The organism is Streptomyces sp. NPDC018029 (assembly GCF_044327655.1).
In the GTDB taxonomy this organism is placed as follows: domain Bacteria; phylum Actinomycetota; class Actinomycetes; order Streptomycetales; family Streptomycetaceae; genus Streptomyces.
The window spans coordinates 486812-513707 of sequence record NZ_JBIRFV010000005.1; the positions used below are offsets into that span (position 1 = coordinate 486812).

Below are 26896 nucleotides of genomic sequence, written 5' to 3' on the forward strand. Positions count from 1 at the left end.
CAGGAGAGAAATGGCCGTCAATCTGGTCAATGTCGAGGCAGTCAGCAAGGTGTACGGCACCCGTGCCCTGCTCGACGGCGTCTCACTCGGCGTGTCCGAGGGGGACAGGATCGGTGTCGTCGGGCGCAACGGCGACGGGAAGACCACCCTGATCCGGATGCTCGCCAAGCTGGAGGACGCCGACACCGGCCGCGTCACGCACAACGGCGGGCTGCGGCTCGGCGTGCTCACGCAGCACGACTCGCTGGACCCCGCCGCCACCGTCAGGCACGAGGTCATCGGTGACCTCGCCGACCACGAGTGGGCGGGCAGCGCCAAGATCAGGGACGTGCTGACCGGGCTGTTCGGCGGGCTCGACATGCCGGGGTTCCCGCAGGGCCTCGACACCGTCATCGGCCCGCTGTCCGGCGGCGAGCGGCGCCGTATCGCGCTGGCCAAGCTGCTCATCGCCGAGCAGGACCTGATCGTGCTCGACGAGCCGACCAACCACCTGGACGTCGAGGGCATCGCCTGGCTCGCCGAGCACCTGCGCACGCGGCGCTCGGCGCTCGTCTGCGTGACGCACGACCGCTGGTTCCTGGACCAGGTGTGCACCCGCATGTGGGACGTGCAGGGCGGTTCGGTCTTCGAGTACGAGGGCGGGTACTCGGACTACGTCTTCGCCCGCGCCGAGCGTGAGCGCATCGCGGCCACCGAGGAGACCAAGCGCAAGAACCTGATGCGCAAGGAGCTGGCCTGGCTGCGGCGCGGCGCCCCGGCCCGCACCAGCAAGCCGAAGTTCCGCATCGAGGCGGCCAACGAACTGATCGCGGACGTGCCGCCGCCGCGGGACACCAGCGAGCTGATGAAGTTCGCGACGACGCGGCTCGGCAAGACGGTCTTCGACCTGGAGGACGTGTCGGTCCAGGCCGGCCCGAAGCTGCTGCTCAAGCATCTGACCTGGCAGCTCGGTCCCGGTGACCGCGTCGGCCTGGTCGGGGTGAACGGCGCGGGCAAGACCTCGCTGCTGCGGGCCATGGCGGAGGCCGCGCGCAGTGCGGGCGACGTGCAGCCCGCGGCCGGGAAGATCGTCGTCGGCAAGACCGTGAAGCTCGCCTACCTCTCGCAGGAGGTGGCCGAACTGAAGCCGACGCTGCGGGTGTTGGAGGCCGTGCAGCAGGTGCGTGAGCGCGTCGACCTCGGCAAGGGCCGGGAGATGACCGCGGGGCAGCTCTGCGAGACCTTCGGGTTCAGCAAGGAGAAGCAGTGGACGCCGGTCGGCGACCTCTCCGGCGGTGAGCGGCGCAGGCTGCAACTCCTGCGGCTGCTGATGGACGAGCCGAACGTCCTCTTCCTCGACGAGCCGACCAACGACCTGGACATCGAGACGCTGACGCAGCTCGAAGACGTGCTGGACGGCTGGCCCGGCTCCATGGTCGTCATCTCCCACGACCGGTTCTTCGTCGAGCGGACCACGGACAAGGTGTTCGCGCTGCTCGGCGACGCCACGATGCGGATGCTGCCGCGCGGCATCGACGAGTACCTGGAGCGCAGGCGGCGGATGGCGGAGACCGCGAGCGCGTCGGCGCCCGCGCAGGCCGCGCCCGCGCAGACCGCGGCGAAGACCGTCTCCTCCGCCGACGCCCGTGCCGCGAAGAAGGAACTCCAGAAGATCGAGCGGCAGCTGGACAAGGTCTCCACGAAGGAGACCAAGCTCCACGCCCAAATCGCCGATAACGCGACGGACTTCGAAAAGGTGGCCAAACTGGACGCCGAGCTCCGCGAACTGATCAGCGAGCGCGAGGAGTTGGAAATGCGCTGGCTGGAGCTTGCGGAGGACGCGTAGAGCTCCCGTGGAGCTCGCGTAACGGACGCATTACGGGCCGGTCCTCCCTTGGGAACAGGGGCTGGACCGGACCCGTGTGGTACGGGGGCAGGGTGATAGAAAGGCTGCCCTGAGCACCACTTGGCGTGCCGAAAATCAGTGAAGGGGGAAGCGCTGATGACTCAGCCGCCCAACCAGCCGCCGCCCGGCGGCTTCGGAGCTCCGCAGCCACCGGGGCAGGAGCCCCAGCCGGGTTACGGATACCCGCAGACACCGCCGTCCACGCCCGACAATCCGTACGCGAACCAGCCGACCCAGCCCGGCCCGTACGGCAACCCGCCGCAGCAGCCGGGCCCGTACGGGAACCCGCCGCAGCAGCCCGGCCCGTACGCGAACCAGCCGCAGCAGCCCGGCCCGTACACGAGCCCGCCCCAGCAGCCCGGCCCCTACGCGGCCCAGCCGCAGTACGGCTACCCGCAGCAGCCGCCGACCCAGCCGCAGTTCCCCGCCGGCCCCGGCGCGCCCGGCGGCGGCAGCGGCAAGAAGCGCGGCAAGCTCCTCGTGATCGCCGCCGCGGCCGTGGCCGCGCTGCTCGTCGCGGGCGGTGTCACCTGGGCCGTCGTCAGCGGTGACGACGACGGCAAGAAGAAGTCCGAGGCGAAGAACAAGGATCCCGAGCCCACCGCCTCTGCCCCGGTCAACCCGGGCACCGGCGACGGCGACGGCCACGAGGGCAGGGAAGACCTCAACGAAGGCCGCCAGGCCGGCGAGGCGAAGGTCCTCTGGTACAAGGAGGCGCCCAAGGTGCCCGGTTCCGGAGGCGACGCCCCCGGCATGTGGGTGTACGGCGACACCGTCGTCAAGGCCGCGTACAAGCAGCTCCTCGCGTACAAGGCCGGGACCGGCAAGACCGCCTGGAAGGCCATCGAGTTCCCGCAGAAGATCTGCGCGGCGACGCAGACGGCCACCGACGACGGCAAGATCGTCGTCGCGTACAAGGAAGGCACCAAGAGCGACGCCAAGTGCAACCAGCTCCAGGTCGTCGACCTGAAGACCGGTGACAAGGGCTGGGGCAAGCCGGTCAAGGAGGAGGGCCTCTTCGACTTCGCCCTCAAGAGCCACCTGGTCCTCGTCGGCGACGTGCTGATGGTCGGCCGCGACCAGTCCGGCACGGCGCTGCGGATGAGCGACGGCAAGAAGCTCTACGTCGCGGACAAGAAGGACGAGGGCACCTGCTTCCCCAACGGCTTCGTCGGCGGCAAGAAGCTCCTCATGGCCCTGTCCTGCGGCGCGAGCACGCCCAGCGCGCACGACGAGCTGCAGCAGCTCGACCCGAAGACCGGCCGCGCCCTGTGGACCAAGAAGTTCCCCAAGGGCTGGCGCATCGGCAAGGTCTTCTCGGACAGCCCGACGATCGTGTACCTCAGCAACGAGGACAAGAAGCAGTTCAACATCATGGTGTTGAAGGAGAACAGCGACAAGACGCGCTCCGAGGTCATCACCAAGGACAGCTTCGCGCCGGAGTGCGACACCTCGGTCCTCAGCCGTGAGCTGGCCGGCTGTCTGGGCGTGGCCGTCGACGACAAGAACCTCTACCTGCCGACGAGCGAGAAGAGCGGCGCGAACGACGTGGTCGCGCTGAGCCTCGCCACCGGCAAGGAGGCCTGGCGCGCCAAGTCGCCGCTGGACGAAACGATGCTCCCGCTGAAGGTCGAGAACGGCGAGGTGATCGCGTACGTCACTCCGTCGTACGACTCCGGCGGCCGCGTCGTCTCCATCGCGACGTCCGGTTCGCACAAGCCCAAGACCCTGCTCCAGCACCCGAAGGGCACATCGCGGATCGAGAGCGGCTTCTACTCGAAGGACGTCGACTACGTGGACGGGCGCTTCTACATCTCGACCACCAGCATCATGCGCTCCTCCGGCCAGGCGAAGCTGATGCTCGCCTACGGCAAGTGACGCGCCCCCACCCAGTCATCCGCTCGACCGCTCTCGTCCCCAAGGAATAGACGACGTCATGACCCAGCCGCCCCAGCCACCGCAGCAGCCGCCGAACGAGCCCCCGCAGGGCGGCTTCGGAGCCCCGCAGGACCCTCCGCCCGGAGGCTTCGGCAAGGCCCCCGACCCGTCGTACGGCTACCCGCAGACGCCGCCCCCGCCCGCGGCTCCTCCGGCGGCTCCGCCGACGGCCCCTCCGGCGCCGCCCGCCCAGCCCACCTACGGCTACCCGCAGGCGCCCCAGGCACCTCAGCCGCCCCAGCCCCCGCAGAGCTACGGCTACCCGACCCAGCCCGCCACGCCGCAGTACCAGCAGGGCTACCAGCAGCCGTACCAGCAGGGCTACCAGCAGCCGCCGACCATGCCGATGCAGCCGCAGCCCGGTGACTCCGGCTCCGGCGGCGGCAAGAAGTTCAACAGCCAGCTGGCGATCATCGTCGCGGCGGCCGCCGCGATCGCGCTGATCGTCGGCGGCGGGGTCTACTACGCCTCGACGAAGGACGACGACTCCAAGAACACCGCGCAGGAGTCCGGCAAGGACGGCAAGGGCGGCAAGGGTTCGGAGAAGGGCGAGCAGGGCGGCACCGCGCCGGACCAGGGCCCGGCCAAGGAGAAGGCGCCGGCCGACCCCTCGGCCAAGGTCCTCATGCAGCTGCCCCAGCCCGAGGTCCCCAAGGACCAGATCTGGAACGCCACGGGCTCGGTGCTGACCGACGACATCTACGCCAAGGCCGGCGTCTACGAGCTCAACGGCTACGACCCGGACACCGGCAAGAAGAAGTGGACGGTCCCGCTGTCCGGCATGGCCTGCGCGATGTCGCCCGAGGTCACCGAGGACGGCATCGTCGCGGTCGTCACCGAAGAGGCCAAGCGGAACAAGAAGGGCGACTACGAGCAGTGCTCCAACGTCTCCGCGGTTGACCTGAACTCCGGCAAGAAGCTCTGGACCGAGAGCGTCGAGACCAACGGCGTGAAGGCGACCTTCAAGGAAGTCACCATCTCGGGCACCACCATCGCCGCCGGCGCGGGCACCTCCAGTGGCGGCGCCGCCTGGGACGTCAAGGGCAACTCCCTGTGGAAGCCCAAGGTCGGCAAGTGCGAGGACGTCGGCTACGCCGGCGGTGACCAGCTGGTCGCGGTCCGCAAGTGCGGCACGTACGGCGACGAGCGGCTGAAGGTCCAGCTCCTCGACCCGAAGACCGGCGACGACAAGTGGACGTACCCGCTCGCCGACGGCATCGACAACGCCAAGATCATCTCGACGAACCCGGTCGTCTTCGGCCAGGACACCACCGAGATCACCGCCTCCGGTGTCACGGACGTCTTCGCCATCGGCAGCAACGGCAAGCTGCGCTCCAAGATCTCCCTGGAGGACGGCAAGTACGACCACGACTGCGGCGTGAACATGGTGAACGACTGCAAGGCGATCGCCGTGGGCAACGACCGGCTCTACGTCCCGACGCGCCAGCACGACGGCGCCGGCGAGAGCTACAACCGCACCAACGAGATCGTCTCCTTCTCGCTGGCCACCGGAAAGCCCACCAGCGACCGCGCGGTCGCCGGTGAGAACGGCGAGATCTTCCCGATCCGCATGGACGGCGGCAACGTCCTCGCGTACAAGGCGCACGGCTACCAGAAGGGCGCCCAGGTCGTGTCGCTCGACGGCAAGACGATGAAGGAGACCAAGCTCCTGGAGACCCCCTCCTCCGAGGCGGTCACCGACGCGATCAGCGGCATGGTCCCGAAGTCGAACGAACTCCTCTACGGCAACGGGCACTTGTTCCTCGGCAAGAAGCTGCTGAGCAAGCCCTACTCGAAGGACGAGAAGGAGTTCGTGGCGCTCGGCTTCGTCGCGAAGTAGCCGCACGGCACGGCAGCGCACCACGGCGGCGGCCGCCCCCTCGCACCACCGGGGGCGGCCGCCGCCGTTCGTGTACCCCTCCGTACCTCCCGGCGCCCCCGAAGGGCAGGGATTTCGGCATTCCGGGCCGCTTCTGACGGGTAGGGGGCGCGCAACGTCGAACAAGCGTGTAGCTTCCGGGGGATGGAGGGTCGGGGGGCCCGCGGGGAAGTGGGGGGTTGCTATGGGTGTGCGGCTCATGGTGGTCGACGATCACCGACTGCTCGCCGAGGCGCTCGCCTCGGCACTGAAGTTGCGCGGGCACCGGGTGCTCGCCGCCGCCGCGCCCGCCGCCGGTGCGGCGGAACTGGTCATCAGCAGGGCTCCGGAGGTCTGCCTCCTGGGCACGGCCACACCGGCCGAGCCGGGCATGTTCGACCCGGTCGTGAAGATCAAGCGGGACCGGCCGCAGGTGGCGGTCGTGGTGCTCGGCCCGGTGCCCAACCCGCGCGGCATCGCCGCCGCCTTCGCCTCCGGCGCCTCCGGTTACGTACGCCATGACGAGCGCATCGAAGGAGTGGAGCGCGCCATCATGAAGGCGCGCGCCGGGGAGGCCGCCGTCGCGCCCCAGCTGCTGCAAGGTGCCTTCAGCGAGCTGCTCAATCCGGCCGCGCAGCCCGACGACGAGGGTCAGCGGCTGCTGCAGATGCTGACGCCCCGCGAGGTCGAGGTCCTGGTGCGGGTCGCGGACGGCGAGGACACCCGGCTGATCGCCGCCGGGATGGGGATAGCGCCCAGCACGGCGCGTACGCACGTGCAGCGGGTCCTGATGAAACTGGGCGTCGGCTCGCGTCTGGAGGCCGCCGCGCTCGCCGCGCGCACGGGCCTCCTGGAGCGTGCCGAGCGCCCCGCGTCGGCCTACGCGAACAGCGTGGACAAGCCGGCGGGGCCCGAGTCACCGCAGTGAGCCCGGGCCCCGTGGGGGATGTCAGTCGCTCTCGTCCGGTTCCCGCGCGGGCGGCACGGTCGGGCGCAGCCACAGCCACCCGAGGAAGAAGAGCCCGAGGGCGAGCATGCCGAGGCCCGTCCACAGGTTGATGTTGATGTCCTCGGCCTTCTTCAGGTCGGCGTCGGACGCGGTGATCCCGGCGATCGTCACGATGATGCCGTAGACGACGAACAGGCCGCCGATGATCCGCCGGATGTCGAAGAGGCGGGCCGCCGTCGCGGACTCGGCCTCCAGCTCGGAGACGTGCTTGTGCAGGTCGGACACGGTATTCGGTCCTCCGATCGGGGCTAGAGCGAGTACGGCAGGTAGCAGGCGGCGGCGAGGACGACGGCGCCCCAGCCGAGCAGGGCCGGCTTGCGGTACCAGGCGTCGTCGCCCGCCTCCGCCCCTTCGTCCTCCAGGCCGGGCGAGGCCGTGCCGTAGACGAGCCCGGCCAGTTCGGCCTCCGGCTTGGGGGCGGTGAAGAGCGTGACGACGACCATCACGACGGCGCCCGCGACGAAGCCGACGATCGCCGAGACGAAGTTGGCGCCCTGGTCGGTCGGGATGTCGATGACGCCCTGCTTGTAGATCCAGAAGTAGTTGACCATCGCCGCGGTGGTGCCCGCGACCAGGCCCCAGACACCGGACTTCATCGAGGCCCGCTTCCAGAACATGCCGATGATGAAGACGACGAACATCGGGACGTTGAAGAAGGAGAACAGCGTCTGGAGGTACCCCATGATGTTCGAGAAGCTCGACGCGATGAACGCCGTGCCGATCGAGGCGAGCACGCCGATCGCCGTGATGAGCCGCCCGAAGTTCAGGTAGTAGCCGTCCTCGCGGCCCTTGACCACGTACTTCGCCCAGATGTCGTACGTGAACACGGTGTTGAAGGACGAGACGTTCGCCGCCATGCCCGCCATGAACGCGGCGAGCAGACCCGTGACCGCGATGCCGAGGACGCCGTTGGGCAGCAACTCCTGCATCAGATAGGGGATCGCGTCGTTGTACGTCAGGTCGGAGCCCGGCGTACCGATCTTCGGCACGAGGACGGCGGCGACCAGGCCCGGGATCATCACCAGGAAGACGATGAAGATCTTCGGGAAGGCGGCGATCAGCGGGGTGCGCTGGGCCGCACTCAGGTTCTTCGCGGAGAGCGCGCGCTGCACCTCGGCGAAGTTCGTCGTCCAGTAGCCGAAGGACAGCACGAAGCCGAGGCCGAGGATGATCGTCAGCCAGTTGGCGCCGAGCGGGTTGGCGTCGCCGATGCCGGTACCGCCCCAGGCGGTCATGAAGTTGTCGCCGTGCTGGTGCTCGATGGAGCCCGTGAGGCCGTCCCAGCCGCCGACCTTCTTCAGGCCGATGACGCAGATGGGTATCAGCGCGGCGAGGATCACGAAGAACTGCAGCACTTCGTTGTAGATCGCCGAGGAGAGACCGCCGATGGTGATGTAGGCGAGCACGAAGAGCCCCGCGACGACGATCGCCACCCACTGCGGCCAGCCGAGCAGCGCCTCGACGACGATCGACAGGGCGTAGAGGTTCACGCCCGCGATGAGGATCGCCGCGAAGGCGAAGAGCGCCGAGCTGAGCAGGTGCGCCGACCTGTCGAAGCGCTGGAGCAGGAACTCGGGGACGGAGCGGACCTTGCTGCGGTAGTAGAACGGCATCATGACCAGGCCGAGGAAGACCATGGCCGGGATGGCGCCGATCCAGTACCAGTGGACGACCGCGACGCCGTACTGCGCGCCGGTGGCGGCCATGCCGAGGATCTCGGTGGCGCCGAGGTTCGCGGCGACGAAGGCGAGACCGGTGACCCAGGCGGGCAGCGAGCGGCCCGAGAGGAAGAAGTCGAGGCTGGTCTTGACGGAGCGCCGGGCGGCGAAGCCGATGCCGAGGACCACGGCGAAGTAGATCGCCAGGATCGCGTAGTCGAGGCCGTTGGTGGGCAGCCGAAGCCCCTCGGCCAGGGTTGTTGTGGGGGACTGCATGTGAACTCGCTTCGTTGCGCGAACGGATCAGACGGGAACCTACGCCTCTCGCTTCAATAACTGAACAGTTCTGTTGGTGTTCTTTGTTTGATCGTGATCGGGCGTTGACGCTCCTGTCGTGATGTGGTTTGTTTGTGTTCGATTCTGTTGGGTTGGTGGTGAGGAGACCCGCACGTGAAGAAGACCTCGACCCGTCTCGCCGACGGTCGCGAGCTCATCTACTACGACGCGCGTGACGACGCGGTCCGCGAGGCCGTCGACCGGCGCCCGCTCGACCCCGTATCGACGGCGTCGGAGATCCGCAGGGACCCCCTCCTCGGCGACTCCGTGGCCATCGCCTCCCACCGCCAGGGCCGCACCTACCACCCGCCGGCCGACGAGTGCCCCCTCTGCCCCTCCGCCGGGGACCGCCTCAGCGAGATCCCCGACTCCGCGTACGACGTCGTGGTCTTCGAGAACCGCTTCCCCTCGCTCGCCGGCGACGCGGGCCGCTGCGAGGTCGTCTGCTTCACCTCCGACCACGACGCGTCCTTCGCCGACCTCACCCCCGCACAGGCCGGACTCGTCCTGGAGGCCTGGACCGACCGCACCGCCGAGCTCTCCCACCTGCCCTCCGTCGAGCAGGTGTTCTGCTTCGAGAACCGCGGCGCCGAGATCGGCGTGACCCTCGGCCATCCGCACGGGCAGATCTACGCGTACCCCTTCGTCACCCCGCGCACGGCGCTGATGCTCCGCTCGCTCGCCGCGTTCAAGGAGGCGTCCGGCGGCCGGAACCTCTTCGACGACATCGTCGCCGAGGAGAGCGCGGGGGAGCGGGTCGTCCTGGAGGGCGAGCACTGGATCGCCTTCGTGCCGTACGCCGCGCACTGGCCCTACGAGGTGCACCTGTACCCCAAGCGCCGGGTGCCCGACCTGCTCGCACTCGACGAGGCGGCGCGCGCGGAATTTCCACACCTCTATCTGGAACTCCTGCGGCGCTTCGACCGGATCTTCGACGCCGGGGAGACGGGGCGGACCCCGACCCCCTACATCTCCGCCTGGCACCAGGCGCCGTTCGGCGCGCTCGACGGATATGAGGGGATCAATCGTGATGATGTCGCCCTGCACCTCGAACTTTTCACGATTCGCCGCACTTCGGGCAAGCTGAAGTTCCTCGCGGGTTCCGAATCCGGCATGAGCGTGTTCATCAACGACGTGCCGCCGGAAGCCGCGGCCCAGCGACTGCGAGAGGTAGCGAGTTCATGAGCGGTAAGTACCTGGTCACCGGTGGAGCGGGCTACGTGGGAAGCGTGGTGGCCCAGCACCTGATCGAGGCCGGGCACGAGGTGACGGTCCTCGACAACCTCTCGACCGGCTTCCGCGAGGGCGTCCCCTCGGGTGCCGCCTTCATCGAGGGCGACATCCGGGATGCCGCCAAGTGGCTGGACTCCTCGTACGACGCCGTGCTGCACTTCGCCGCCTTCTCGCAGGTCGGCGAGTCCGTCGTCAAGCCCGAGAAGTACTGGGACAACAACGTCGGCGGCACCATGGCCCTCCTCGCCGCCATGCGCGACGCGGGCGTGCGCAGGCTCGTCTTCTCCTCCACCGCCGCGACGTACGGCGAGCCCGTGAACACCCCCATCACGGAGACCGACCCCACCGCCCCCACCTCCCCCTACGGCGCCTCCAAGCTCGCCGTCGACCACATGATCTCCGGCGAGGCGGCCGCGCACGGCCTGGCCGCCGTCTCGCTGCGCTACTTCAATGTCGCGGGCGCGTACGGCGACTGCGGCGAGCGCCACGACCCCGAGTCGCACCTCATCCCGCTGGTCCTCCAGGTCGCCCAGGGCAGGCGCGAGGCGATCAGCGTCTTCGGCGACGACTACCCGACCCCCGACGGGACCTGCGTCCGCGACTACATCCACGTCGCCGACCTCGCCGAGGCGCACCTCCTCGCCGTCGAGGCCGCCACCCCCGGCGAGCACCTCATCTGCAACCTCGGCAACGGCAACGGCTTCTCCGTCCGCGAGGTCATCGAGACCGTCCGCCAGGTCACCGGCCACCCCATCCCCGAGGTGCTCGCCCCGCGCCGCGGCGGCGATCCGGCGGTCCTCGTCGCGTCCGCCGCCACCGCACGCGAGAAGCTCGGCTGGCGGCCGTCCCGCGCGGACCTCGCGGGCATCGTCGCCGACGCCTGGGCGTTCGCCCGGCGCTGACCCGCCCGACCGAAACACCGGACCAAGGGGTAACTGATGGACGTAGCGCGGCAGTTCGCGGAGCTCTACGGGTACGAGCCGGCGGGGGTCTGGTCGGCCCCCGGCCGGGTCAACCTCATCGGCGAGTACACGGACTTCAACGAGGGCTTCGTGCTGCCGCTCGCGCTGCCGCACACCGCGGTCGCGGCGGTGGCGCGCCGCACCGACGGCGTCCTGCGGCTCCACTCGGCCGACATCGACGCCCCCGTCGCCGAACTGCGCGTGGCCGAGCTGACACCCCTGTCGCGGTACGGCCAGGGCGGCTGGGCCGCGTACCCGGCGGGCGTGGTCTGGGCGCTGCGGGACGCGGGCCACGACGTCTCCGGGGGCGCCGACCTCCACCTCGCCTCGACCGTGCCGACCGGGGCGGGCCTGTCCTCGTCGGCCGCCCTGGAGGTCGTCACGGCACTCGCCCTGAACGACCTGTACGAACTCGGCCTCGACGCACCCCGGTTGGCGGTCCTCGCGCAGCGCGCCGAGAACGCCTTCGTCGGCGTGCCGTGCGGCGTGATGGACCAGATGGCCTCCGCGTGCGCCACGGAAGGCCACGCCCTGCACCTGGACTGCCGCGACCTCTCCCTACGCCAGGTCCCCTTCGACCTCGCGGCACAAGGACTGAAGCTCCTGGTCGTCGACTCCCGCGTGAAGCACGCCCTCGGGGACGGCGCGTACGCGGAGCGGCGCGCCGGATGCGAGGCGGGCGCGCGGGCGCTCGGAGTCTCACACCTGCGTGACATCGAGTACGCGGAACTCCCGGAAGCCCTCGACAAACTGACGGACGACAAGGTCCGTCGCTACGTCCGGCACGTCGTGTCGGACGACCACCGGGTCGAGCGGGTCATCGCGCTCCTGGACGCCGGAGACGTCCGCGCGATCGGGCCCGTCCTCACCGAGGGCCACGCCTCGCTCCGTGACGACCTGCGCATCTCCTGCCCGGAGCTGGACCTGGTGGTGACCTCCGCGAACGCGGCGGGCGCGCTCGGCGCCCGGATGACCGGCGGCGGCTTCGGCGGCTCGGCGGTCGTCCTGGTGGAGTCGGCGGACGAGGACACGGTGACCAAGTCGGTCCTGGAGGCCTTCGCCGCGGCGGGGTACACGGCGCCGCGCGTGTTCCCGGCGGTGGCGTCGGCGGGGGCGCGCCGGGAGATCTAGGCCAGCCGCTTCGTGAGCGTGAACTCCTTGACGCCCTCGGGGTAGTCGGGGATCACGCTCACCAGCTCGTACCCCTGATTCCGGTAAAAACCAGGGGCCTGGAAGTCCCACGTCTCGACACGGGAGTTGAGGCAGCCGCGGTCCTCGCGGGCCACCCGCTCCGCCTCCGTCAGGAGACGCGAGCCGAGGCCCGCGCCGCGGTGGCGGTCGTCGACCCACAGGTAGTTCACGTGCAGCCAGCGCGCCCAGGTGTGCGCGGCGAGACCCGCCGCGAGGCCACCGCCCGCGTCCAACGCCCAGACCGCCAGCGGCACTTCGAGGTCGTCGCGGGTCCCGCGCAGGGCGCGGAGCTCGGGCGATGCCGCCGTGTTCGTCTCGCGCAGCCGTGAACGAAGCAGACCCAACCGCTCTTTGTCGACTCCCGTCTCAATACGAAACATACGGCTCACCATAAACGCGTCGGCCAATCAGTTCTGCAAATCGCCTTCCGCTCCCGGCGTCCGGCCCTACTCTGAAGGGCAGTGCCGGTGGGGGCCGGCACTGATTCAGGGGGCGAGACAGTCGGGTACGACGCCCGGCGTGGGGGTGGCGGTCACAGCACGGCGGCGGCCGTGCGGCTGCGTCGATCCCCCGTACCGGGCGCCGTACCCGCACCAGCCGTTCTCCGATGACGGCGTATCCCCAGCTCCTCGCAGGAGCGCGGGGAAGGGGGTTTCTGTGGTTCGCATTCGAGTCCTGGTCGTCGACGACCACCGCATCTTCGCCGAGTCGCTGGCCGCCGCGCTCGCGGCCGAACCCGACGTCGACGTGTCCGCGGCCGGCAGCGGCCCCGCCGCGCTGCGCTGCCTGGAGCGGGCGGCCACCGAAGGCCGCAGATACGACGTGCTGCTCGTCGACGCCGACCTCGGCAGCGCCGCGGGCGCGTTGCAGGGCGCCCTCCCCCAGACTCTCGGTGTCGCACGGGCAGGGGGGACCCCGATCGCCGCCCCCGTCCAGGACGGCAGCGCGGAGGGGCTCGTCGACGGCATCTCCCTGGTCGCGGGCGTCCGCTCCGGCCAGCCCGCAGTGCGCACCGTCGTGCTCGCCGAGAAGGACGACCCGCGCCGCGCGGCCCTCGCGCTCCAGGCCGGGGCCTCGGGCTGGGTGGCGAAGGACTGCTCGCTCTCCCGCCTCCTCACGGTCATACGGGGAGTGCTCCGGGACGAGACGCACCTCCCGCCGGCCCTGCTCACCGGCGTCCTGCGCGAGCTGACCGCTGCCCGCAAGCACCGCACCGAGTCCGAGCGCCTCGTGGAGTCCCTGACCCCGCGCGAGCGCGAGGTGCTGCGCTGCATGGTGGCGGGCCTCGGCCGCAAGGCCGTCGCCGAGCGCCTCTTCCTCTCCCCGCACACAGTGCGCACCCACATGCAGAACGTGCTGGGGAAGCTGGGCGTCCACTCCACCCTCGCCGCGGTGGCGCTCGCCCGGCGCGCGGGCGTCGGCCCGGCCGACCTAGCCGGGGATGTTGTCGAACGGGGCGGTCAACTGGCGTAGCAGCCCGGCCAGTTCACCCCGCTGGGCACGGGAGAGCTCGGCGAGGATCGCCCGCTCCTGCGCCAGCAGACCCGCGAGGGCCTGGTCCGCGCGGTCCCGGCCCTCGGCGGTGAGGCGCACGAGGACGCCGCGCCGGTCGCTCGGGTCGGGCAGGCGCTCCACGAGGCCCTTCTTCGCGAGCCGGTCGATGCGGTTCGTCATCGTGCCGGACGTCACGAGCGTCTGGGTCAGGAGCTGACCGGGGGAGAGCTGGTAGGGCGCGCCCGCGCGCCGCAGCGACGTCAGGACGTCGAACTCCCAAGGCTCCAGATTGTGCTCGGAGAACGCGAGTCTGCGGGCGCGGTCCAGGTGCCGCGCGAGCCTGCTCACGCGGCTGAGCACCTCGAGTGGTTCCACGTCGAGGTCCGGGCGCTCCCGGCGCCACGCTGCGACCAGCCGATCGACCTCGTCCTCCATGACGATCAGTGTAGGGGGTCTGTCGACATGAAGTCTCTTGACGTCAAGATATCTGGGGTTCAGGATGGCGACAGATCCCCGTCACCCGAGGAGGCCCGCCCCATGCCCGCAGCCACCCCGACCTGGGACCCCCACCAGTACCTGCGCCACGCCGGCCACCGGTCCCGCCCCTTCGCCGACCTCCTCGCCCGCGTCCCCGAGCTGCCCGCCGCCGGGCGGCCGCCCCGCGTCGCCGACCTCGGCTGCGGGCCCGGCACCGTCACCCGGCTCCTCGCCGAGCGGTGGCCCACCGCGCACATCACCGGGTTCGACAACTCACCGGAGATGCTGGCCCGCGCGGACCGGCTGGCCGGCCCCACCGCCGGGGGCGGCCGCCTCGACTTCGCCCCGGCCGACGCCACGGAGTGGACCCCGGCTCCGGGGACGTACGACCTGATCCTCTCCAACGCGACCCTCCAGTGGGTGCCGGGCCACCCCGACTCCTTCCCCGCCTGGATCACCGCCCTGGTACCCGGCGGCACGTTCGCCTTCCAGGTCCCGGGCAACTTCGACGCCCCCAGCCATGTCCTGATGCGGGAACTCGCCGCCTCCCGGCGCTGGCGCGACCGCCTCGGCGACGTCCTGCGCCACGCGGACGCGGTGCTCTCGCCGGGGGCGTACCTGGCACGCTTCGCGGACCTCGGCTGCGAGGTCGACGCCTGGGAGACGACGTACCAGCACCTCCTCACGGGCGAGGACCCGGTCCTCGACTGGGTCAAGGGCACGGGCCTGCGCCCGGTCCTGACGGCCCTGGCCGACGACCCGTCGGCGACGGAGGCGTTCATCGCGGAGTACCGCGAACTGCTGCGCAAGGCGTACCCGCCGACCGCTCACGGCACGGTCTTCCCTTTCCGGCGGGTGTTCGCCGTGGCCCGCAAGGAGTCCTGATGCTCACGGCGCTCGATCACGTCCAGCTCGCGGCCCCACCGGGCAGCGAGCCGCAGCTGCGGGAGTACTACTGCGGGGTGCTCGGCATGAGGGAGACACCAAAGCCGCCGGTGCTCGCGGCACGCGGCGGCTGCTGGTTCGAGGCGGGCGGTGTGCACCTGCACCTGGGGGTCGAGGAGGACTTCAGACCCGCGAGGAAGGCGCACCCCGGGCTGCGCGTCACCGGCATCCAGGCGTACGCGGAACGCCTCGCGGCCCGGGGCGCCCAGGTGACCTGGGACGACGACCTCCCCGGCCACCGCCGCTTCTACTCGGAGGACCCGGTGGGCAACCGCTTGGAATTCCTGGAGCCGGCCGAGGAATGAGGGCGGGCGGGTGGGGAAACCCGCCGCGAAGCGGCGGGGCCGTTCAGACGGGAGGAGCAGGCCCAGTAGGGGGACGAGGTCAGCTCTTCCGGTGACCTATCAGACGAGGCTTCGGCTCCAGGCCGTCCAACCCGTGCCACGCCAGATTCACCAGATGCGCCGCCACCTCCGCCTTCTTCGGCTTCCGCGCGTCCAGCCACCACTGGCCCGTCAGCGCGACCATGCCGACCAGCGCCTGCGCGTACAGCGGCGCCAGCTTCTGGTCGAAGCCGCGGCCCTTGAACTCTTGGCCCAGGATGTCCTCCACCTGCGTCGCGATGTCGGAGATCAGGGAGGCGAAGGTGCCGGTGGACTGGGCCACCGGCGAATCGCGGACCAGGATGCGGAAACCGTCCGTGTACGTCTCGATGTAGTCGAGGAGGGCGAACGCCGCCTGTTCGAGGAGCTCCCGGGGGTGCCCGGCGGTGAGCGCCCCCGTCACCATGTCCAGGAGCTGCCGCATCTCGCGGTCCACCACGACCGCGTAAAGGCCCTCCTTGCCGCCGAAGTGCTCGTACACGACGGGCTTGGAGACGCCGGCCTTCGCGGCGATCTCCTCCACCGACGTGCCCTCGAACCCCTTGGCGGCGAACAGCGTGCGACCGATGTCGAGGAGCTGCTCCCGGCGCTCGGCACCCGTCATCCGGGTCCGGCGGGTGCGCCGGGGCTGCTTCTCTTTGCCGGCAGGGCTTGAATTGCTGGAGTCGGTCGCCACGTCGTCCATCATGCCGCGTCAGCGGCCTGCGGCTGGCGGCGGGAGTCGATGCGCGACTTCGACGGCCACCGCACGTCGTACGCCCAGCCGAGCCGCTCGCACCAGCGGATGATCCGCGCCGACGAATCGATCTGGCCCTTCATCACGCCGTGCCGCGCCGACGTCGGGTCGGCGTGGTGGAGGTTGTGCCACGACTCGCCGCAGGACAGCACCGCGAGCCACCACACGTTGCCCGAGCGGTCACGCGACTTGAAGGGCCGCTTGCCCACCGCGTGACAGATCGAGTTGATCGACCACGTGACGTGGTGCAGCAGCGACACGCGGACCAGCGAGCCCCAGAAGAACGCCGTGAAGGCGCCCCACCACGACATCGTCACCAGACCGCCCACCACCGGCGGGATGGCCAGCGACACGATCGTCCACAGCAGGAACTGCCGGGAGATGCGGCGGATCGCCGGGTCCTTGACCAGATCCGGCGCGTACTTCTCCTGCGAGGTCCGCTCCTCGTCGAACATCCAGCCGATGTGCGCCCACCACAGCCCCTTCATCAGGGCCGGGAGCGTCTCGCCGAAGCGCCAGGGGGAGTGCGGGTCGCCCTCCGCGTCCGAGAACTTGTGGTGCTTGCGGTGGTCGGCCACCCAGCGCACCACGGGACCCTCCACCGCCATCGACCCGGCCACCGCGAGCGCGATCCGCAGCGGCCGCTTCGCCTTGAAGGAGCCGTGCGTGAAATAGCGGTGGAAGCCGATGGTGATGCCGTGGCACCCCAGGAAGTACATGAAGACGAGCAGGCCGAGGTCCAGCCAGCTCACCCCCCAGCCCCAAGCCAGCGGCACCGCCGCGACCAGGGCGAGGAACGGGACGGTGATGAAGAGGAGCAGGGCGATCTGTTCGACCGAGCGCTTCCGCTCACCGCCCAGCGTCGCGGGGGGCGGCGAGCCGGCCGGGCCGGTCGCCCGCGGAGCGTCTTGGATCACATCGGCGTCGGAGTACGCATCGGAGGTTGTCGTCATGGGCACGTCCCCTATGGGGTCGAGGGCTGGGGTGGGAGTAGTGCACGGGCACGGTTCCTGCAACGGCTGCGATACCACGTTACCTACGGTTCCGTAACCTACGGCTACGTAAGTATGGCAGGACGGATCTCCGGGGCAAGAGCCCGCGAGCTCTGTGCCCGAAGTGACACCTATCCTTGGACACGGTCGGACAGCGCGGTCCGCTCTGTATCTCCCCGGTTTCCCACGGAAACCCCTCCCAGTCTTGAAGCGCTTCAACACTGCAAGGAGCCGCACCTGTGAGCAGTGCCGACGACCAGGGCCAGCAGGCCACAAGCACCGCCAGCGCCGAGCTGCGCGCCGACATCCGCCGCCTCGGCGACCTGCTCGGCGAGACCCTCGTACGCCAGGAGGGTCCCGAACTCCTCGAACTGGTCGAGAAGGTCCGCCGTCTGACGCGCGAGGACGGCGAGGCCGCCGCCAAGCTCCTCGGCGGCACGGAACTGGAGACCGCGGCCAAGCTGGTCCGCGCCTTCTCCACGTACTTCCATCTGGCGAACGTCACCGAGCAGGTCCACCGCGGCCGCGAGCTGCGCGCCCGGCGCGCCGCCGAGGGCGGCCTCCTCTCCCGCACCGCGGACCGCCTCAAGGACGCCGACCCCGAGCACCTGCGCCAGACCGTGCAGAACCTCAACGTGCGCCCCGTCTTCACCGCGCACCCCACCGAGGCCGCCCGCCGCTCCGTGCTCAACAAGCTCCGCCGTGTCGCCGAGCTCCTGGAGACCCCGGTCATCGAGTCCGACCGGCGCCGCCACGACACCCGACTGGCCGAGAACATCGACCTCGTCTGGCAGACCGACGAACTCCGCGTCGTCCGCCCCGAACCCGCCGACGAGGCCCGCAACGCCATCTACTACCTCGACGAGCTGCACGCCGGCGCCGTCGGGGACGTACTGGAAGACCTCACCGCCGAACTGGAGCGCGTCGGCGTCCAGCTGCCCGAAGGCACCCGCCCCCTCAGCTTCGGCACCTGGATCGGCGGCGACCGCGACGGCAACCCGAACGTGACCCCCCAGGTCACCTGGGACGTCCTGATCCTCCAGCACGAGCACGGCATCAACGACGCGCTCGACATGATCGACGAGCTGCGCGGCTTCCTCTCCAACTCGATCCGCTACACCGGAGCCACCGACGAGCTCAAGGCCTCCCTCCAGGGCGACCTGGAGCGGCTGCCCGAGATCAGCCCCCGCTACAAGCGCCTCAACGCCGAGGAGCCCTACCGCCTCAAGGCCACCTGCATCCGGCAGAAGCTGGAGAACACCAAGCAGCGCCTGGCCAAGGGCACCCCGCACGAGCCGGGCCGCGACTACCTCGGCACGAGCGAGCTCCTCGAGGACCTCACCCTCATCCAGACCTCGCTGCGCGAGCACAAGGGCGCCCTCTTCGCCGACGGCCGGATGAACCGCACCATCCGCACCCTGGCCGCCTTCGGCCTCCAGCTCGCCACCATGGACGTACGCGAGCACGCGGACGCCCACCACCACGCCCTCGGCCAGCTCTTCGACCGCCTCGGCGAGGAGTCCTGGCGCTACGCGGACATGCCCCGCGAGTACCGCCAGAAGCTCCTCGCCAAGGAGCTCAGGTCCCGGCGCCCGCTCGGCCCGTCCCCGGCCCCCGTGGACGCCGCCGGCGAGAAGACCCTCGGCGTCTTCCAAACCGTCAAGAAGGCCCTCGAAGTCTTCGGACCCGAGGTCATCGAGTCGTACATCATTTCGATGTGCCAGGGCGCCGACGACGTCTTCGCCGCCGCCGTCCTCGCCCGCGAGGCCGGGCTCATCGACCTGCACGCCGGCTGGGCGAAGATCGGCATCGTGCCGCTCCTGGAGACCACCGACGAGCTGCGCGCCGCCGACGTCATCCTCGACGAGATGCTCGCCGACCCGTCGTACCGCCGCCTCGTCGCCCTCCGCGGCGACGTGCAGGAGGTCATGCTCGGGTACTCCGACTCGTCCAAGTTCGGCGGCATCACCACGAGCCAGTGGGAGATCCACCGGGCGCAGCGACGCCTGCGTGACGTCGCCCATCGCTACGGCGTGCGGCTGCGCCTCTTCCACGGCCGCGGTGGCACCGTCGGCCGCGGCGGCGGTCCCTCCCACGACGCGATCCTCGCCCAGCCCTGGGGCACCCTGGAGGGCGAGATCAAGGTGACCGAGCAGGGCGAGGTCATCTCCGACAAGTACCTCGTGCCGTCCCTGGCCCGCGAGAACCTGGAACTGACCGTCGCGGCCACCTTGCAGGCCTCCGCCCTGCACACCGCGCCGCGCCAGTCCGACGAGGCCCTCGCCCGCTGGGACGCCGCCATGGACGTCGTCTCGGACGCCGCGCACTCCGCGTACCGGCGCCTGGTCGAGGACCCGGACCTGCCGACGTACTTCCTCGCGTCGACACCGGTCGACCAGCTCGCCGACCTGCACCTCGGCTCCCGGCCGTCGCGCCGCCCCGGCTCGGGCGTCTCGCTCGACGGCCTGCGCGCCATCCCGTGGGTCTTCGGCTGGACCCAGTCGCGGCAGATCGTCCCCGGCTGGTTCGGCGTCGGTTCGGGCCTCAAGGCGCTGCGCGAGGCCGGTCTGGACACCGTGCTCGACGAGATGCACGAGCACTGGCACTTCTTCCGCAACTTCATCTCCAACGTCGAGATGACCCTCGCCAAGACGGACCTGCGGATCGCCAGGCACTACGTCGACACGCTCGTGCCGGACGAGCTCAAGCACGTCTTCGACACGATCGAGGAGGAGCACGAGCTGACCGTCCGCGAGGTCCTGCGGATCACCGGCGGGGACGAACTCCTCGACTCCCACCCGGCGCTCCAGCAGACCTTCGCGATCCGCGACGCGTACCTCGACCCGATCTCGTATCTTCAGGTCGCGCTCCTGAAGCGGCAGCGGGATGCCGCGGCGGCGGGGCAGGAGCCTGATCCGTTGCTCGCGCGCGCCTTGCTGCTCACGGTCAACGGTGTGGCGGCGGGGCTGCGTAACACCGGCTGATCCGGCCTCGGCTCATGCGACAGGGCCCTGCATCGCTTCGGCGGTGCGGGGCCCTGTGTGTTTTTGACCGCGGGTTCGTCGTGGCCGGGCGCGCAGTTCCCCGCGCCCCTGACTCGACCGACGCGCCCGGTGACGCAGTCTGAGCGTCCTCAGGAGTTGTATGTGCTCTGGGCGCGTTCCAAGCCCTCGATGATCAGGGCCTCCACCGCGTCCGCCGCCCGGTCCACGAAGTAGTCCAGCTCCTTGCGCTCCGTCGAGGAGAAGTCCTTCAGGACGAAGTCCGCGACCTGCATCCGGCCCGGCGGGCGGCCGATGCCGAACCGCACCCGGTGGTAGTCGGAGCCCATCGCCTTCGTCATCGACTTCAGACCGTTGTGGCCGTTGTCGCCGCCGCCCAGCTTCAGCCGCAGCGTGCCGTAGTCGATGTCCAGCTCGTCGTGGACCGCGACGATGTGCTCCGTCGGGACCTTGTAGAAGTCGCGGAGCGCCGTCACCGGGCCGCCGGAGACGTTCATGTACGACATCGGCTTCACCAGGATCACCCGGCGGTTCGCGGGGCCGGGCGGACCGATGCGGCCCTCGACCACCTGCGCCTGGGCCTTCCCGGCCCGCTTGAACTTGCCGCCCATGCGGTGCGCGAGCAGGTCGGCCACCATGAAGCCCACGTTGTGCCGGTTCATGGCGTACTCGGGGCCCGGATTGCCGAGGCCCGCGATCAGCCAGGGGGCGCTGGCGTCGGTCGTCACGTGCATGTCTCCTTCATACGCGGTCCTGCGCGCGTCTCTGACCTCATACGCGGCAGCCGCCGCCCCCCGAGGGAGCGGCGGCTGCCGTGCCGAACGTGCGTCGCGAGGCTCAGGCCTCGGCGGCCGCGTCGCCCTCGGCACCCTCGGCCGGGGCCTCCTCGGCCTGCGCGGAGAGGATCTGCAGGACGACGGTGTCCTCCTCGACGGCCAGCGTGGAGCCGGCCGGCAGCGGGATGTCCTTGGCGAGAACCGCGTCGCCGGCGTCCAGACCCGCGATGGAGACGGTGACCGACTCCGGGATGTGGGTGGCCTCGGCCTCGACCGGCAGGGTGTTCAGGACGTGCTCGAGCAGGTTGTTGCCCGGCGCCAGGTCGCCCTCGGTGTGGACGGGGATCTCGACGGTGACCTTCTCGCCGCGCTTCACGATGAGCAGGTCGACGTGCTCGAGGATGCCGATGCGCAGGGCGTCACGCTGGACGGCCTTCGGGATGACGAGCTCGCTGCGACCGTCGATGTCCAGGTTGATCAGGACGTTCGAGGTCTTCAGCGCCATCAGCGTGTCGTGGTGCGGAAGGGCGATGTGGACCGGGTCCGTGCCGTGGCCGTAGACGACGGCGGGCAGCTTGTCGGCGCGACGCAGACGACGGGCCGCACCCTTGCCGAACTCGGTACGGGTCTCGGCGGTGATCTTCACCTCGGACATGTGCACTCCTCGTATATGCAGTGACGGAAAAGAATCGGTCACCCGGCCACGAACGGCCTGCTACGAAGAGCGCGTCGATAACGGACAGCCACACAGAAAAGTGCGGCCTCCCTCGCCGAGCAACTTCAGCAGTCTACTCGGCGACGGAGGCCGCACCAAAAGGATCTTCCGAGCGGGTCCTACTGCTCGTCGAAGAGGCTCGTCACCGAACCGTCCTCGAAGACCTCACGCACCGCGTTCGCGATCGTCGGCGCGATGGAGAGCACCGTGATCTTGTCGAGCTCGAGCTCGCTCGGCGTGGGCAGCGTGTCCGTGAAGACGAACTCACTCACCTTCGAGTTCTTCAGGCGGTCCGCTGCGGGACCCGAGAGCACGCCGTGCGTAGCCGTGACGATGACGTCCTCGGCGCCGTGCGCGAACAGCGCGTCCGCGGCGGCGCAGATCGTGCCACCCGTGTCGATCATGTCGTCGACCAGGACGCAGACGCGGCCCTTCACCTCACCGACGACCTCGTGCACGGTGACCTGGTTCGCCACGTCCTTGTCGCGGCGCTTGTGCACGATCGCCAGCGGCGCGCCGAGACGGTCGCACCAGCGGTCGGCGACCCGCACGCGGCCGGCGTCCGGCGAGACGACCGTCAGCTTCGAACGGTCGACCTTCGCGCCCACGTAGTCCGCGAGGATCGGCAGCGCGAAGAGGTGGTCGACCGGACCGTCGAAGAAGCCCTGGATCTGGTCCGTGTGCAGGTCGACCGTGAGGATGCGGTCGGCACCCGCGGTCTTCATGAGGTCCGCGATCAGACGCGCCGAGATCGGTTCACGCCCGCGGTGCTTCTTGTCCTGCCGCGCGTAACCGTAGAACGGCACGATGACCGTGATGGAGCGGGCCGACGCGCGCTTCAGCGCGTCGATCATGATCAGCTGCTCCATGATCCACTTGTTGATCGGAGCGGTGTGGCTCTGGATCAGGAAGCAGTCGGCGCCGCGCGCCGACTCCTGATAGCGGACGTAGATCTCGCCGTTGGCGAAATCGAAGGCCTTCGTCGGCACGATGCCGACACCCAGCTTGTGTGCGACCTCCTCGGCCAACTCGGGGTGGGCGCGGCCGGAGAAGAGCATCAACTTCTTCTCGCCGGTCGTCTTGATCCCGGTCACAGCACTGTCTCCTCAGAGAGTTCTTCCCGCTGCCGTACTCACGCGTCCCGGTGCGTCGAGTCGGCCGAATGTGCACTATCACGGTACGCCGTGTCAGACGCACCTGTTTCCGGTCAGCTTTCGCCGGCCGGCTCCCGGGACGCCGCCTCCGCCGCCTTCGCGGCCGCGCTCCCCGGACGCTTACGGGCCACCCAGCCCTCGATATTCCGCTGCTGGCCCCGGGCGACGGCCAGCGAACCGGCCGGCACGTCCTTCGTGATCACGGAGCCGGCGGCGGTGTACGCGCCGTCCCCGACCGTGACAGGAGCCACAAACATGTTGTCCGAACCCGTACGACAGTGGGACCCCACCGTCGTGTGGTGCTTCGCCTCGCCGTCGTAGTTCACGAAGACGCTCGCGGCACCGATGTTGGAGTACTCGCCGATGGTCGCGTCGCCCACGTACGACAGGTGGGGCACCTTCGCGCCCTCACCGATCGTCGCGTTCTTCATCTCCACATACGTACCCGCCTTGGACTTGGTTCCAAGCCGGGTGCCGGGCCGCAGATACGCGTACGGGCCGACGCTCGCCCGCTCGCCGATCTCGGCGTGGTCCGCCACGCTGTTGTCGACCCGGGCGCCCGCGCCCACCGTGGTGTCCCTCAGCCGCGTGTTGGGCCCGACCTCGGCGCCCTTGCCCACGTGCGTGGCGCCCTGCAACTGCGTCCCCGGGTGCACGACCGCGTCCCGCTCGAAGGTGACCGTGGCGTCCACCCACGTCGACGCGGGGTCGATGACGGTGACGCCCGCCAGCATCGCCTCGGTCAGCAGCCGGTCGTTGAACGTCCGCCGCGCCTGGGCCAGTTGCACGCGGTTGTTGATGCCCGCGATCTCCTCGTGGTCGTCGGCCACGGCCGCGCCCACCCGGTGCCCGGCCTCGCGCAGGATCCCGAGGACGTCCGTGAGGTACTCCTCGCCCTGGCTGTTGTCCGTGCGGACCTTGCCGAGCGCCTCCGCGAGGAGCCGGCCGTCGAAGGCGAAGACGCCCGAGTTGATCTCGCGGATCGCGTGCTGGGACTCGGTGGCGTCCTTGTGCTCCACGATCGCGGTGACGGCGCCGTTCGCGGCGTCGCGGACGATGCGGCCGTAGCCGGTCGCGTCCGGCACCTCGGCGGTCAGCACGGTCACGGCGTTGCCGTCGTCGCTGTGGACGGCGGCGAGCTTTTGCAGCGTCGCGCCCGTCAGGAGCGGGGTGTCGCCGCAGACCACGACGACGGTGCCGTCGACCGGGCCGCCGAGCTCCTCAAGGGCGATGCGGACGGCGTGCCCCGTGCCGTTCTGCTCGGCCTGGTAGGCGGTGCGGACCTGCGGCGCGACGGCGCCGAGGTGCTCCCTGACCTGCTCGCTCTGGAAACCGACGACGGTGACGAGCTGCTCGGGCGAGAGCGCGGAGGCGGCGTGGAGCACGTGTCCGATGAGGGAACGGCCACAGATCTCGTGCAGGACCTTGGGCAGGTCCGACTTCATACGGGTGCCCTCACCCGCTGCGAGGACGACGACGGCTGCCGGGCAGGTTGCGCTCACGGGGGATGCCCTTCGGCTTCGGATGGGTTGGGGTTCCTCTGGGGGGAGGACATCCGCAGGATACCGGGGCGTTGTGGGGCGGAAATGAGGGCGGGTCCCGACCTTGGCGGTCAGGACCCGGCAAAAAGTGCTCCCCCATCAGGATTCGAACCTGAACAGACGGTACCAAAAACCGCAGTGCTGCCTGATTACACCATGGGGGATGAAACTCGACTAAACCGGACACTGGGTCAAGTCGCCGAGTCGGCACCCAACACTATGCCGTACCAAGCCCCTTCCATGCGACGGTAGAGATCGGCGCTTTGGCGAACGTAGACGATGAGACAGCCGTGATAGGCCTCCCCGGTGTTCCTCCGGACCGTGCGAGGGTTGTGCCTCTTCAGCGTCGCCCTGTTGAACGCGGTGGCTTCGACTCCGACGACGCCCGCCCAGAAGGCCTCGGCGGCGGGCACGTCGGCGCTCTCGTGGATGCTCACGCGCAGGGTCAGCCGATCCTTCGTGACGCCTAGCGAGGCGAGCCAGCGCAGGTGGAAGCGGATCACGTCCGGGTCGCTGTTGATGAACTGCAGGACCTCGCTGCGGCGGTAGGTCTTGCTCTTGGTGCCCTCGGCCCAGTAGAGGGCCACCCCCGCGAGGAAAAGCTCACGCTCCGACAGGTGCCCCACTGTCCGCATCGCGGCGTCCTTCTGCGCTCGGCGTTCCCGCTCCTGCGCGGCGCGCAGTTCGGCGAGACCCGCGTTCATGCGCGTTCTCTGCTCCTCGGGTGTGCAGCGGGGCTCTGGCGAAGGCAGGTCCCGTACCCACAGCGAGACGGAACTCTTGGAGCAACCCAGCTCTGTCTGGATCTCGTTGTACGTCCACCCTTGGCGCCGCAGCTCGCGCGCTCGTCGCCGATGGCTGTCCTTCGCCCTCGGGCGTTTGGTCCACTCCGCGGGCGGCTCCCCCTGGACCAGTCGACTCAGGGTCTCCTTGCTGCGCACGTCGAGCTCGGCGGAGATCTGCCGCAGGCTCAGCCCCGCCCGCCGCAGCGCGACCGCCCTCTCCCGCAGTCCCTCGAAGTCCCCGTACTTGCCCGACTCGCCCGTGCCGCCCTCGGCGGGAGTGATCTCTGTCATGGGACGACCGTCGGGCGGAATGGGGTGTTCCGGGGTGGAACCGTGAAGGGTTCAACAGTTCGAGGGATAACGGTGCGTTTCGCTTTCGGTCGAACGGGGCGTGTGCTGGATCACCGAGCGGGAAACTCACCGGAAAACCGGGGCGGAACGCCCGTACGCTGGAAGGCATGACCACGACGGGGGACGACCGCACCACGGCCATGACCGGGCCGTGGTGGTGGGAGCGGTGGCGCGGTGCCGCGCTGGACGCCGGGCTCGCGGTGCTGTCCGCGGCGGAGTGCGGAGCGGAGGGAGTCGCCTTCGCGCGGGACGCGGGACTGCCCGTGCCGGTGGGCATCGCCTTCGGTGTGCTCGCGGGTGCCGCGCTGCTGATCCGGCGGCGCTGGCCCGTCGCCGTCGTGCTGATATCGATCGCGATCACGCCCGCGCAGATGGGCGTGCTCCTCACCGTCGTCGGCCTCTACACCCTGGCCGCCTCCGAGCTGCCGCGCCGCATCACGGGCGCCCTCGCCGGCATGTCGATGGCGGGGACGCTGATCGTCGCGCTGGTGCGGGCCAACCAGGACATGGCGGAGGGCAGCCCGTCGATCGGCAGCGAGTTCATTCCGTTCTTCGCGGTGACCGCCGCGATAGGGGTGACCGCGCCGCCGGTGCTGCTCGGCCTGTACGTCGGCGCGCGGCGCCGTCTCGTGGAGGGCATGCGGGAGCGGGCGGACAGCCTGGAGCGGGAGCTTCAGCTGCTCGCCGAGCGGGCCGAGGAGCGGGCCGAGTGGGCGCGGAACGAGGAGCGGACCCGGATCGCCCGTGAGATGCACGACGTGGTCGCGCACCGGGTGAGCCTGATGGTGGTGCATGCTGCGGCGCTGCAGGCGGTGGCCCGCAAGGACCCGGAGAAGGCCGTGCGGAACGCGGCGCTCGTGGGTGACATGGGCCGGCAGGCGCTGACGGAGCTGCGGCAGATGCTCGGGGTGCTGCGGACCGGGGACGGCACGGAGAGCGCGAAGCCCGTCGATCCGCTGCCGCTGGCCGCCGTGGGGTTCGCGGCGGCCGCCGCGGCGTCGCGCGCGGTCGACGAGGACGGCCCGTGTCTGGCGGAGCTGGAGGAGCTGGTGGGCCAGTCGCGGGCGGCGGGCATGGCGGTGGACCTGTCGGTGCAGGGCGAGCCGCGTGACTGTTCGGCGGAGGTGGAGCAGACCGCTTACCGGGTGGTGCAGGAGGCGTTGACGAACGTCCACAAGCACGCGGCGGGCGCGAAGACGTATGTGCGGCTTGCGTACCGGGGTGCGGAGATCGCGATGCAGGTGGAGAACGAGCCGCCGCCGGAGCCGGACGGGTCGGCGGACGCCCGCCTGCCGAGCGGTGGCAACGGTCTCGTGGGGATGAAGGAGCGGGTCACGGGCCTGGGCGGGGTCTTCGTGTCGGGCCCGACGGACGGCGGCGGCTTCCGGGTCTCCGCGGTGCTTCCGGCGGCGCCCGCGTTCGCGGGGTAGCGGCGCCGCCGGCGGGCGTAGTACGGGGTGGGTCCCGGGCAGGCC

The 26896-nt window shown here is 70.2% G+C and carries 23 protein-coding genes and 1 tRNA gene; 12 read left to right on the forward strand and 12 right to left on the reverse strand.

The window, feature by feature from the left end:
• Nucleotides 1–10: 10 nt before the first annotated feature.
• The 4 genes from ACH4D5_RS18470 (at nt 11) to ACH4D5_RS18485 (ending at nt 6609) form a co-directional block, all read left to right on the forward strand.
• A complete protein-coding gene (locus tag ACH4D5_RS18470) occupies nt 11–1825 on the forward strand; it encodes an ABC-F family ATP-binding cassette domain-containing protein (RefSeq protein WP_398303435.1) in 1815 nt (604 codons plus the stop codon).
• 156 nt (nt 1826–1981) lie between these two features.
• The gene (locus ACH4D5_RS18475; RefSeq protein WP_398303437.1) at nt 1982–3763 is read left to right on the forward strand and encodes a PQQ-binding-like beta-propeller repeat protein; all 1782 of its coding nucleotides are present in this window, start codon (nt 1982–1984) and stop codon (nt 3761–3763) included.
• 58 nt (nt 3764–3821) lie between these two features.
• On the forward strand, nt 3822–5663 hold the full coding sequence (locus tag ACH4D5_RS18480) for a PQQ-binding-like beta-propeller repeat protein (RefSeq protein ID WP_398303439.1): 1842 nt from the start codon (nt 3822–3824) through the stop codon (nt 5661–5663).
• Nucleotides 5664–5886: 223 nt separating this feature from the next.
• Nucleotides 5887–6609 carry a LuxR C-terminal-related transcriptional regulator gene (locus tag ACH4D5_RS18485; RefSeq protein WP_398303441.1) on the forward strand — a complete coding sequence of 241 codons (723 nt, stop codon included), beginning with the start codon at nt 5887–5889 and terminating at the stop codon, nt 6607–6609.
• A gap of 21 nt (nt 6610–6630) precedes the next feature.
• Here the strand turns inward: ACH4D5_RS18485 and ACH4D5_RS18490 are convergent, their stop codons facing one another.
• Entirely contained in the window at nt 6631–6915 is a 285-nt protein-coding gene (locus tag ACH4D5_RS18490; RefSeq protein ID WP_398303443.1) for a hypothetical protein, read from the reverse strand.
• 23 nt (nt 6916–6938) lie between these two features.
• On the reverse strand, nt 6939–8624 hold the full coding sequence (locus ACH4D5_RS18495; RefSeq protein ID WP_398303445.1) for a sodium:solute symporter family protein: 1686 nt from the start codon (nt 8622–8624) through the stop codon (nt 6939–6941).
• A gap of 174 nt (nt 8625–8798) precedes the next feature.
• Here ACH4D5_RS18495 and galT point away from each other — a divergent pair, with 174 nt between their 5' ends.
• From galT to galK, 3 genes are read left to right on the forward strand one after another with little or no spacing between them, the layout of a single operon-like run.
• On the forward strand, nt 8799–9869 hold the full coding sequence (galT, locus tag ACH4D5_RS18500) for a galactose-1-phosphate uridylyltransferase (RefSeq protein ID WP_398303447.1): 1071 nt from the start codon (nt 8799–8801) through the stop codon (nt 9867–9869).
• Nucleotides 9866–10819, forward strand: a complete 954-nt coding sequence (gene galE / locus ACH4D5_RS18505; RefSeq protein WP_398303449.1) for a UDP-glucose 4-epimerase GalE — start codon at nt 9866–9868, stop codon at nt 10817–10819. The genes galT and galE overlap by 4 nt, the downstream gene beginning before the upstream one ends.
• A gap of 36 nt (nt 10820–10855) precedes the next feature.
• Nucleotides 10856–12010 (forward strand): galactokinase, encoded by a 1155-nt coding sequence (gene galK / locus ACH4D5_RS18510; protein ID WP_398303451.1) that lies wholly within the window; start codon nt 10856–10858, stop codon nt 12008–12010.
• On the opposite strand, the gene ACH4D5_RS18515 is transcribed toward galK, so the two are convergent.
• Nucleotides 12007–12462 carry a GNAT family N-acetyltransferase gene (locus tag ACH4D5_RS18515; RefSeq protein ID WP_398303763.1) on the reverse strand — a complete coding sequence of 152 codons (456 nt, stop codon included), beginning with the start codon at nt 12460–12462 and terminating at the stop codon, nt 12007–12009. The two genes, galK and ACH4D5_RS18515, sit on opposite strands and share 4 nt — an antisense overlap.
• A gap of 265 nt (nt 12463–12727) precedes the next feature.
• Between ACH4D5_RS18515 and ACH4D5_RS18520 the strand changes: the two genes are divergently transcribed.
• Nucleotides 12728–13543 (forward strand): LuxR C-terminal-related transcriptional regulator, encoded by an 816-nt coding sequence (locus ACH4D5_RS18520; protein ID WP_398303453.1) that lies wholly within the window; start codon nt 12728–12730, stop codon nt 13541–13543.
• On the opposite strand, the gene tamR is transcribed toward ACH4D5_RS18520, so the two are convergent.
• Entirely contained in the window at nt 13502–13999 is a 498-nt protein-coding gene (tamR, locus tag ACH4D5_RS18525; RefSeq protein ID WP_125513240.1) for a MarR family transcriptional regulator TamR, read from the reverse strand. The genes ACH4D5_RS18520 and tamR overlap by 42 nt on opposite strands.
• A gap of 102 nt (nt 14000–14101) precedes the next feature.
• Between tamR and ACH4D5_RS18530 the strand changes: the two genes are divergently transcribed.
• On the forward strand, nt 14102–14926 hold the full coding sequence (locus ACH4D5_RS18530; protein ID WP_398303455.1) for a trans-aconitate 2-methyltransferase: 825 nt from the start codon (nt 14102–14104) through the stop codon (nt 14924–14926).
• A complete protein-coding gene (locus tag ACH4D5_RS18535) occupies nt 14926–15291 on the forward strand; it encodes a VOC family protein (RefSeq protein ID WP_398303457.1) in 366 nt (121 codons plus the stop codon). The genes ACH4D5_RS18530 and ACH4D5_RS18535 overlap by 1 nt, the downstream gene beginning before the upstream one ends.
• A 79-nt stretch (nt 15292–15370) precedes the next feature.
• Here ACH4D5_RS18535 and ACH4D5_RS18540 read toward each other — a convergent pair whose 3' ends face one another.
• Nucleotides 15371–16057 (reverse strand): TetR/AcrR family transcriptional regulator, encoded by a 687-nt coding sequence (locus tag ACH4D5_RS18540; RefSeq protein ID WP_398303459.1) that lies wholly within the window; start codon nt 16055–16057, stop codon nt 15371–15373.
• Nucleotides 16054–17058, reverse strand: coding sequence for an acyl-CoA desaturase (locus tag ACH4D5_RS18545; RefSeq protein WP_398303461.1), 1005 nt, complete (start codon nt 17056–17058; stop codon nt 16054–16056). The genes ACH4D5_RS18540 and ACH4D5_RS18545 overlap by 4 nt, the downstream gene beginning before the upstream one ends.
• Before the next feature lie 278 nt (nt 17059–17336).
• On the opposite strand from ACH4D5_RS18545, the gene ppc reads away from it, so the two are divergent.
• Complete coding sequence (gene ppc, locus ACH4D5_RS18550; protein WP_398303463.1) at nt 17337–20081, forward strand: phosphoenolpyruvate carboxylase; 2745 nt, start codon at nt 17337–17339, stop codon at nt 20079–20081.
• A 149-nt stretch (nt 20082–20230) separates the two neighbouring features.
• Here the strand turns inward: ppc and pth are convergent, their stop codons facing one another.
• From pth to ACH4D5_RS18580, 6 genes are all read right to left on the reverse strand, one after another.
• Nucleotides 20231–20833 (reverse strand): aminoacyl-tRNA hydrolase, encoded by a 603-nt coding sequence (pth, locus tag ACH4D5_RS18555; protein ID WP_398303465.1) that lies wholly within the window; start codon nt 20831–20833, stop codon nt 20231–20233.
• Between the two features lie 103 nt (nt 20834–20936).
• Nucleotides 20937–21530 carry a 50S ribosomal protein L25/general stress protein Ctc gene (locus ACH4D5_RS18560; RefSeq protein WP_398303467.1) on the reverse strand — a complete coding sequence of 198 codons (594 nt, stop codon included), beginning with the start codon at nt 21528–21530 and terminating at the stop codon, nt 20937–20939.
• Between the two features lie 179 nt (nt 21531–21709).
• Nucleotides 21710–22684, reverse strand: a complete 975-nt coding sequence (locus ACH4D5_RS18565) for a ribose-phosphate diphosphokinase (protein ID WP_150168841.1) — start codon at nt 22682–22684, stop codon at nt 21710–21712.
• A gap of 113 nt (nt 22685–22797) precedes the next feature.
• Nucleotides 22798–24246 carry a bifunctional UDP-N-acetylglucosamine diphosphorylase/glucosamine-1-phosphate N-acetyltransferase GlmU gene (gene glmU / locus ACH4D5_RS18570; protein WP_398303469.1) on the reverse strand — a complete coding sequence of 483 codons (1449 nt, stop codon included), beginning with the start codon at nt 24244–24246 and terminating at the stop codon, nt 22798–22800.
• Between the two features lie 130 nt (nt 24247–24376).
• Nucleotides 24377–24449 (reverse strand) — tRNA-Gln (locus ACH4D5_RS18575).
• Between the two features lie 27 nt (nt 24450–24476).
• A complete protein-coding gene (locus ACH4D5_RS18580) occupies nt 24477–25361 on the reverse strand; it encodes a hypothetical protein (RefSeq protein WP_398303471.1) in 885 nt (294 codons plus the stop codon).
• Between the two features lie 167 nt (nt 25362–25528).
• On the opposite strand from ACH4D5_RS18580, the gene ACH4D5_RS18585 reads away from it, so the two are divergent.
• The gene (locus tag ACH4D5_RS18585) at nt 25529–26851 is read left to right on the forward strand and encodes a sensor histidine kinase (protein WP_398303473.1); all 1323 of its coding nucleotides are present in this window, start codon (nt 25529–25531) and stop codon (nt 26849–26851) included.
• Nucleotides 26852–26896 lie beyond the last annotated feature (45 nt).

Excerpts from the sequence above, each read along its gene's own strand:
- ACH4D5_RS18470 (WP_398303435.1), top strand. The coding sequence starts at position 11 with ATGGCCGTCAATCTGGTCAATGTCGAGGCAGTCAGCAAGGTGTACGGC.
- ACH4D5_RS18475 (WP_398303437.1), top strand. The coding sequence starts at position 1,982 with ATGACTCAGCCGCCCAACCAGCCGCCGCCCGGCGGCTTCGGAGCTCCG.
- ACH4D5_RS18480 (WP_398303439.1), top strand. The coding sequence starts at position 3,822 with ATGACCCAGCCGCCCCAGCCACCGCAGCAGCCGCCGAACGAGCCCCCG.
- ACH4D5_RS18485 (WP_398303441.1), top strand. The coding sequence starts at position 5,887 with ATGGGTGTGCGGCTCATGGTGGTCGACGATCACCGACTGCTCGCCGAG.
- ACH4D5_RS18495 (WP_398303445.1), bottom strand. The coding sequence starts at position 8,624 with ATGCAGTCCCCCACAACAACCCTGGCCGAGGGGCTTCGGCTGCCCACC.
- galE (WP_398303449.1), top strand. The coding sequence starts at position 9,866 with ATGAGCGGTAAGTACCTGGTCACCGGTGGAGCGGGCTACGTGGGAAGC.
- galK (WP_398303451.1), top strand. The coding sequence starts at position 10,856 with ATGGACGTAGCGCGGCAGTTCGCGGAGCTCTACGGGTACGAGCCGGCG.
- ACH4D5_RS18515 (WP_398303763.1), bottom strand. The coding sequence starts at position 12,462 with ATGGTGAGCCGTATGTTTCGTATTGAGACGGGAGTCGACAAAGAGCGG.
- tamR (WP_125513240.1), bottom strand. The coding sequence starts at position 13,999 with ATGGAGGACGAGGTCGATCGGCTGGTCGCAGCGTGGCGCCGGGAGCGC.
- ACH4D5_RS18530 (WP_398303455.1), top strand. The coding sequence starts at position 14,102 with ATGCCCGCAGCCACCCCGACCTGGGACCCCCACCAGTACCTGCGCCAC.
- ACH4D5_RS18535 (WP_398303457.1), top strand. The coding sequence starts at position 14,926 with ATGCTCACGGCGCTCGATCACGTCCAGCTCGCGGCCCCACCGGGCAGC.
- ACH4D5_RS18540 (WP_398303459.1), bottom strand. The coding sequence starts at position 16,057 with ATGATGGACGACGTGGCGACCGACTCCAGCAATTCAAGCCCTGCCGGC.
- ACH4D5_RS18545 (WP_398303461.1), bottom strand. The coding sequence starts at position 17,058 with ATGACGACAACCTCCGATGCGTACTCCGACGCCGATGTGATCCAAGAC.
- pth (WP_398303465.1), bottom strand. The coding sequence starts at position 20,833 with ATGCACGTGACGACCGACGCCAGCGCCCCCTGGCTGATCGCGGGCCTC.
- ACH4D5_RS18560 (WP_398303467.1), bottom strand. The coding sequence starts at position 21,530 with ATGTCCGAGGTGAAGATCACCGCCGAGACCCGTACCGAGTTCGGCAAG.
- ACH4D5_RS18580 (WP_398303471.1), bottom strand. The coding sequence starts at position 25,361 with ATGACAGAGATCACTCCCGCCGAGGGCGGCACGGGCGAGTCGGGCAAG.
- ACH4D5_RS18585 (WP_398303473.1), top strand. The coding sequence starts at position 25,529 with ATGACCACGACGGGGGACGACCGCACCACGGCCATGACCGGGCCGTGG.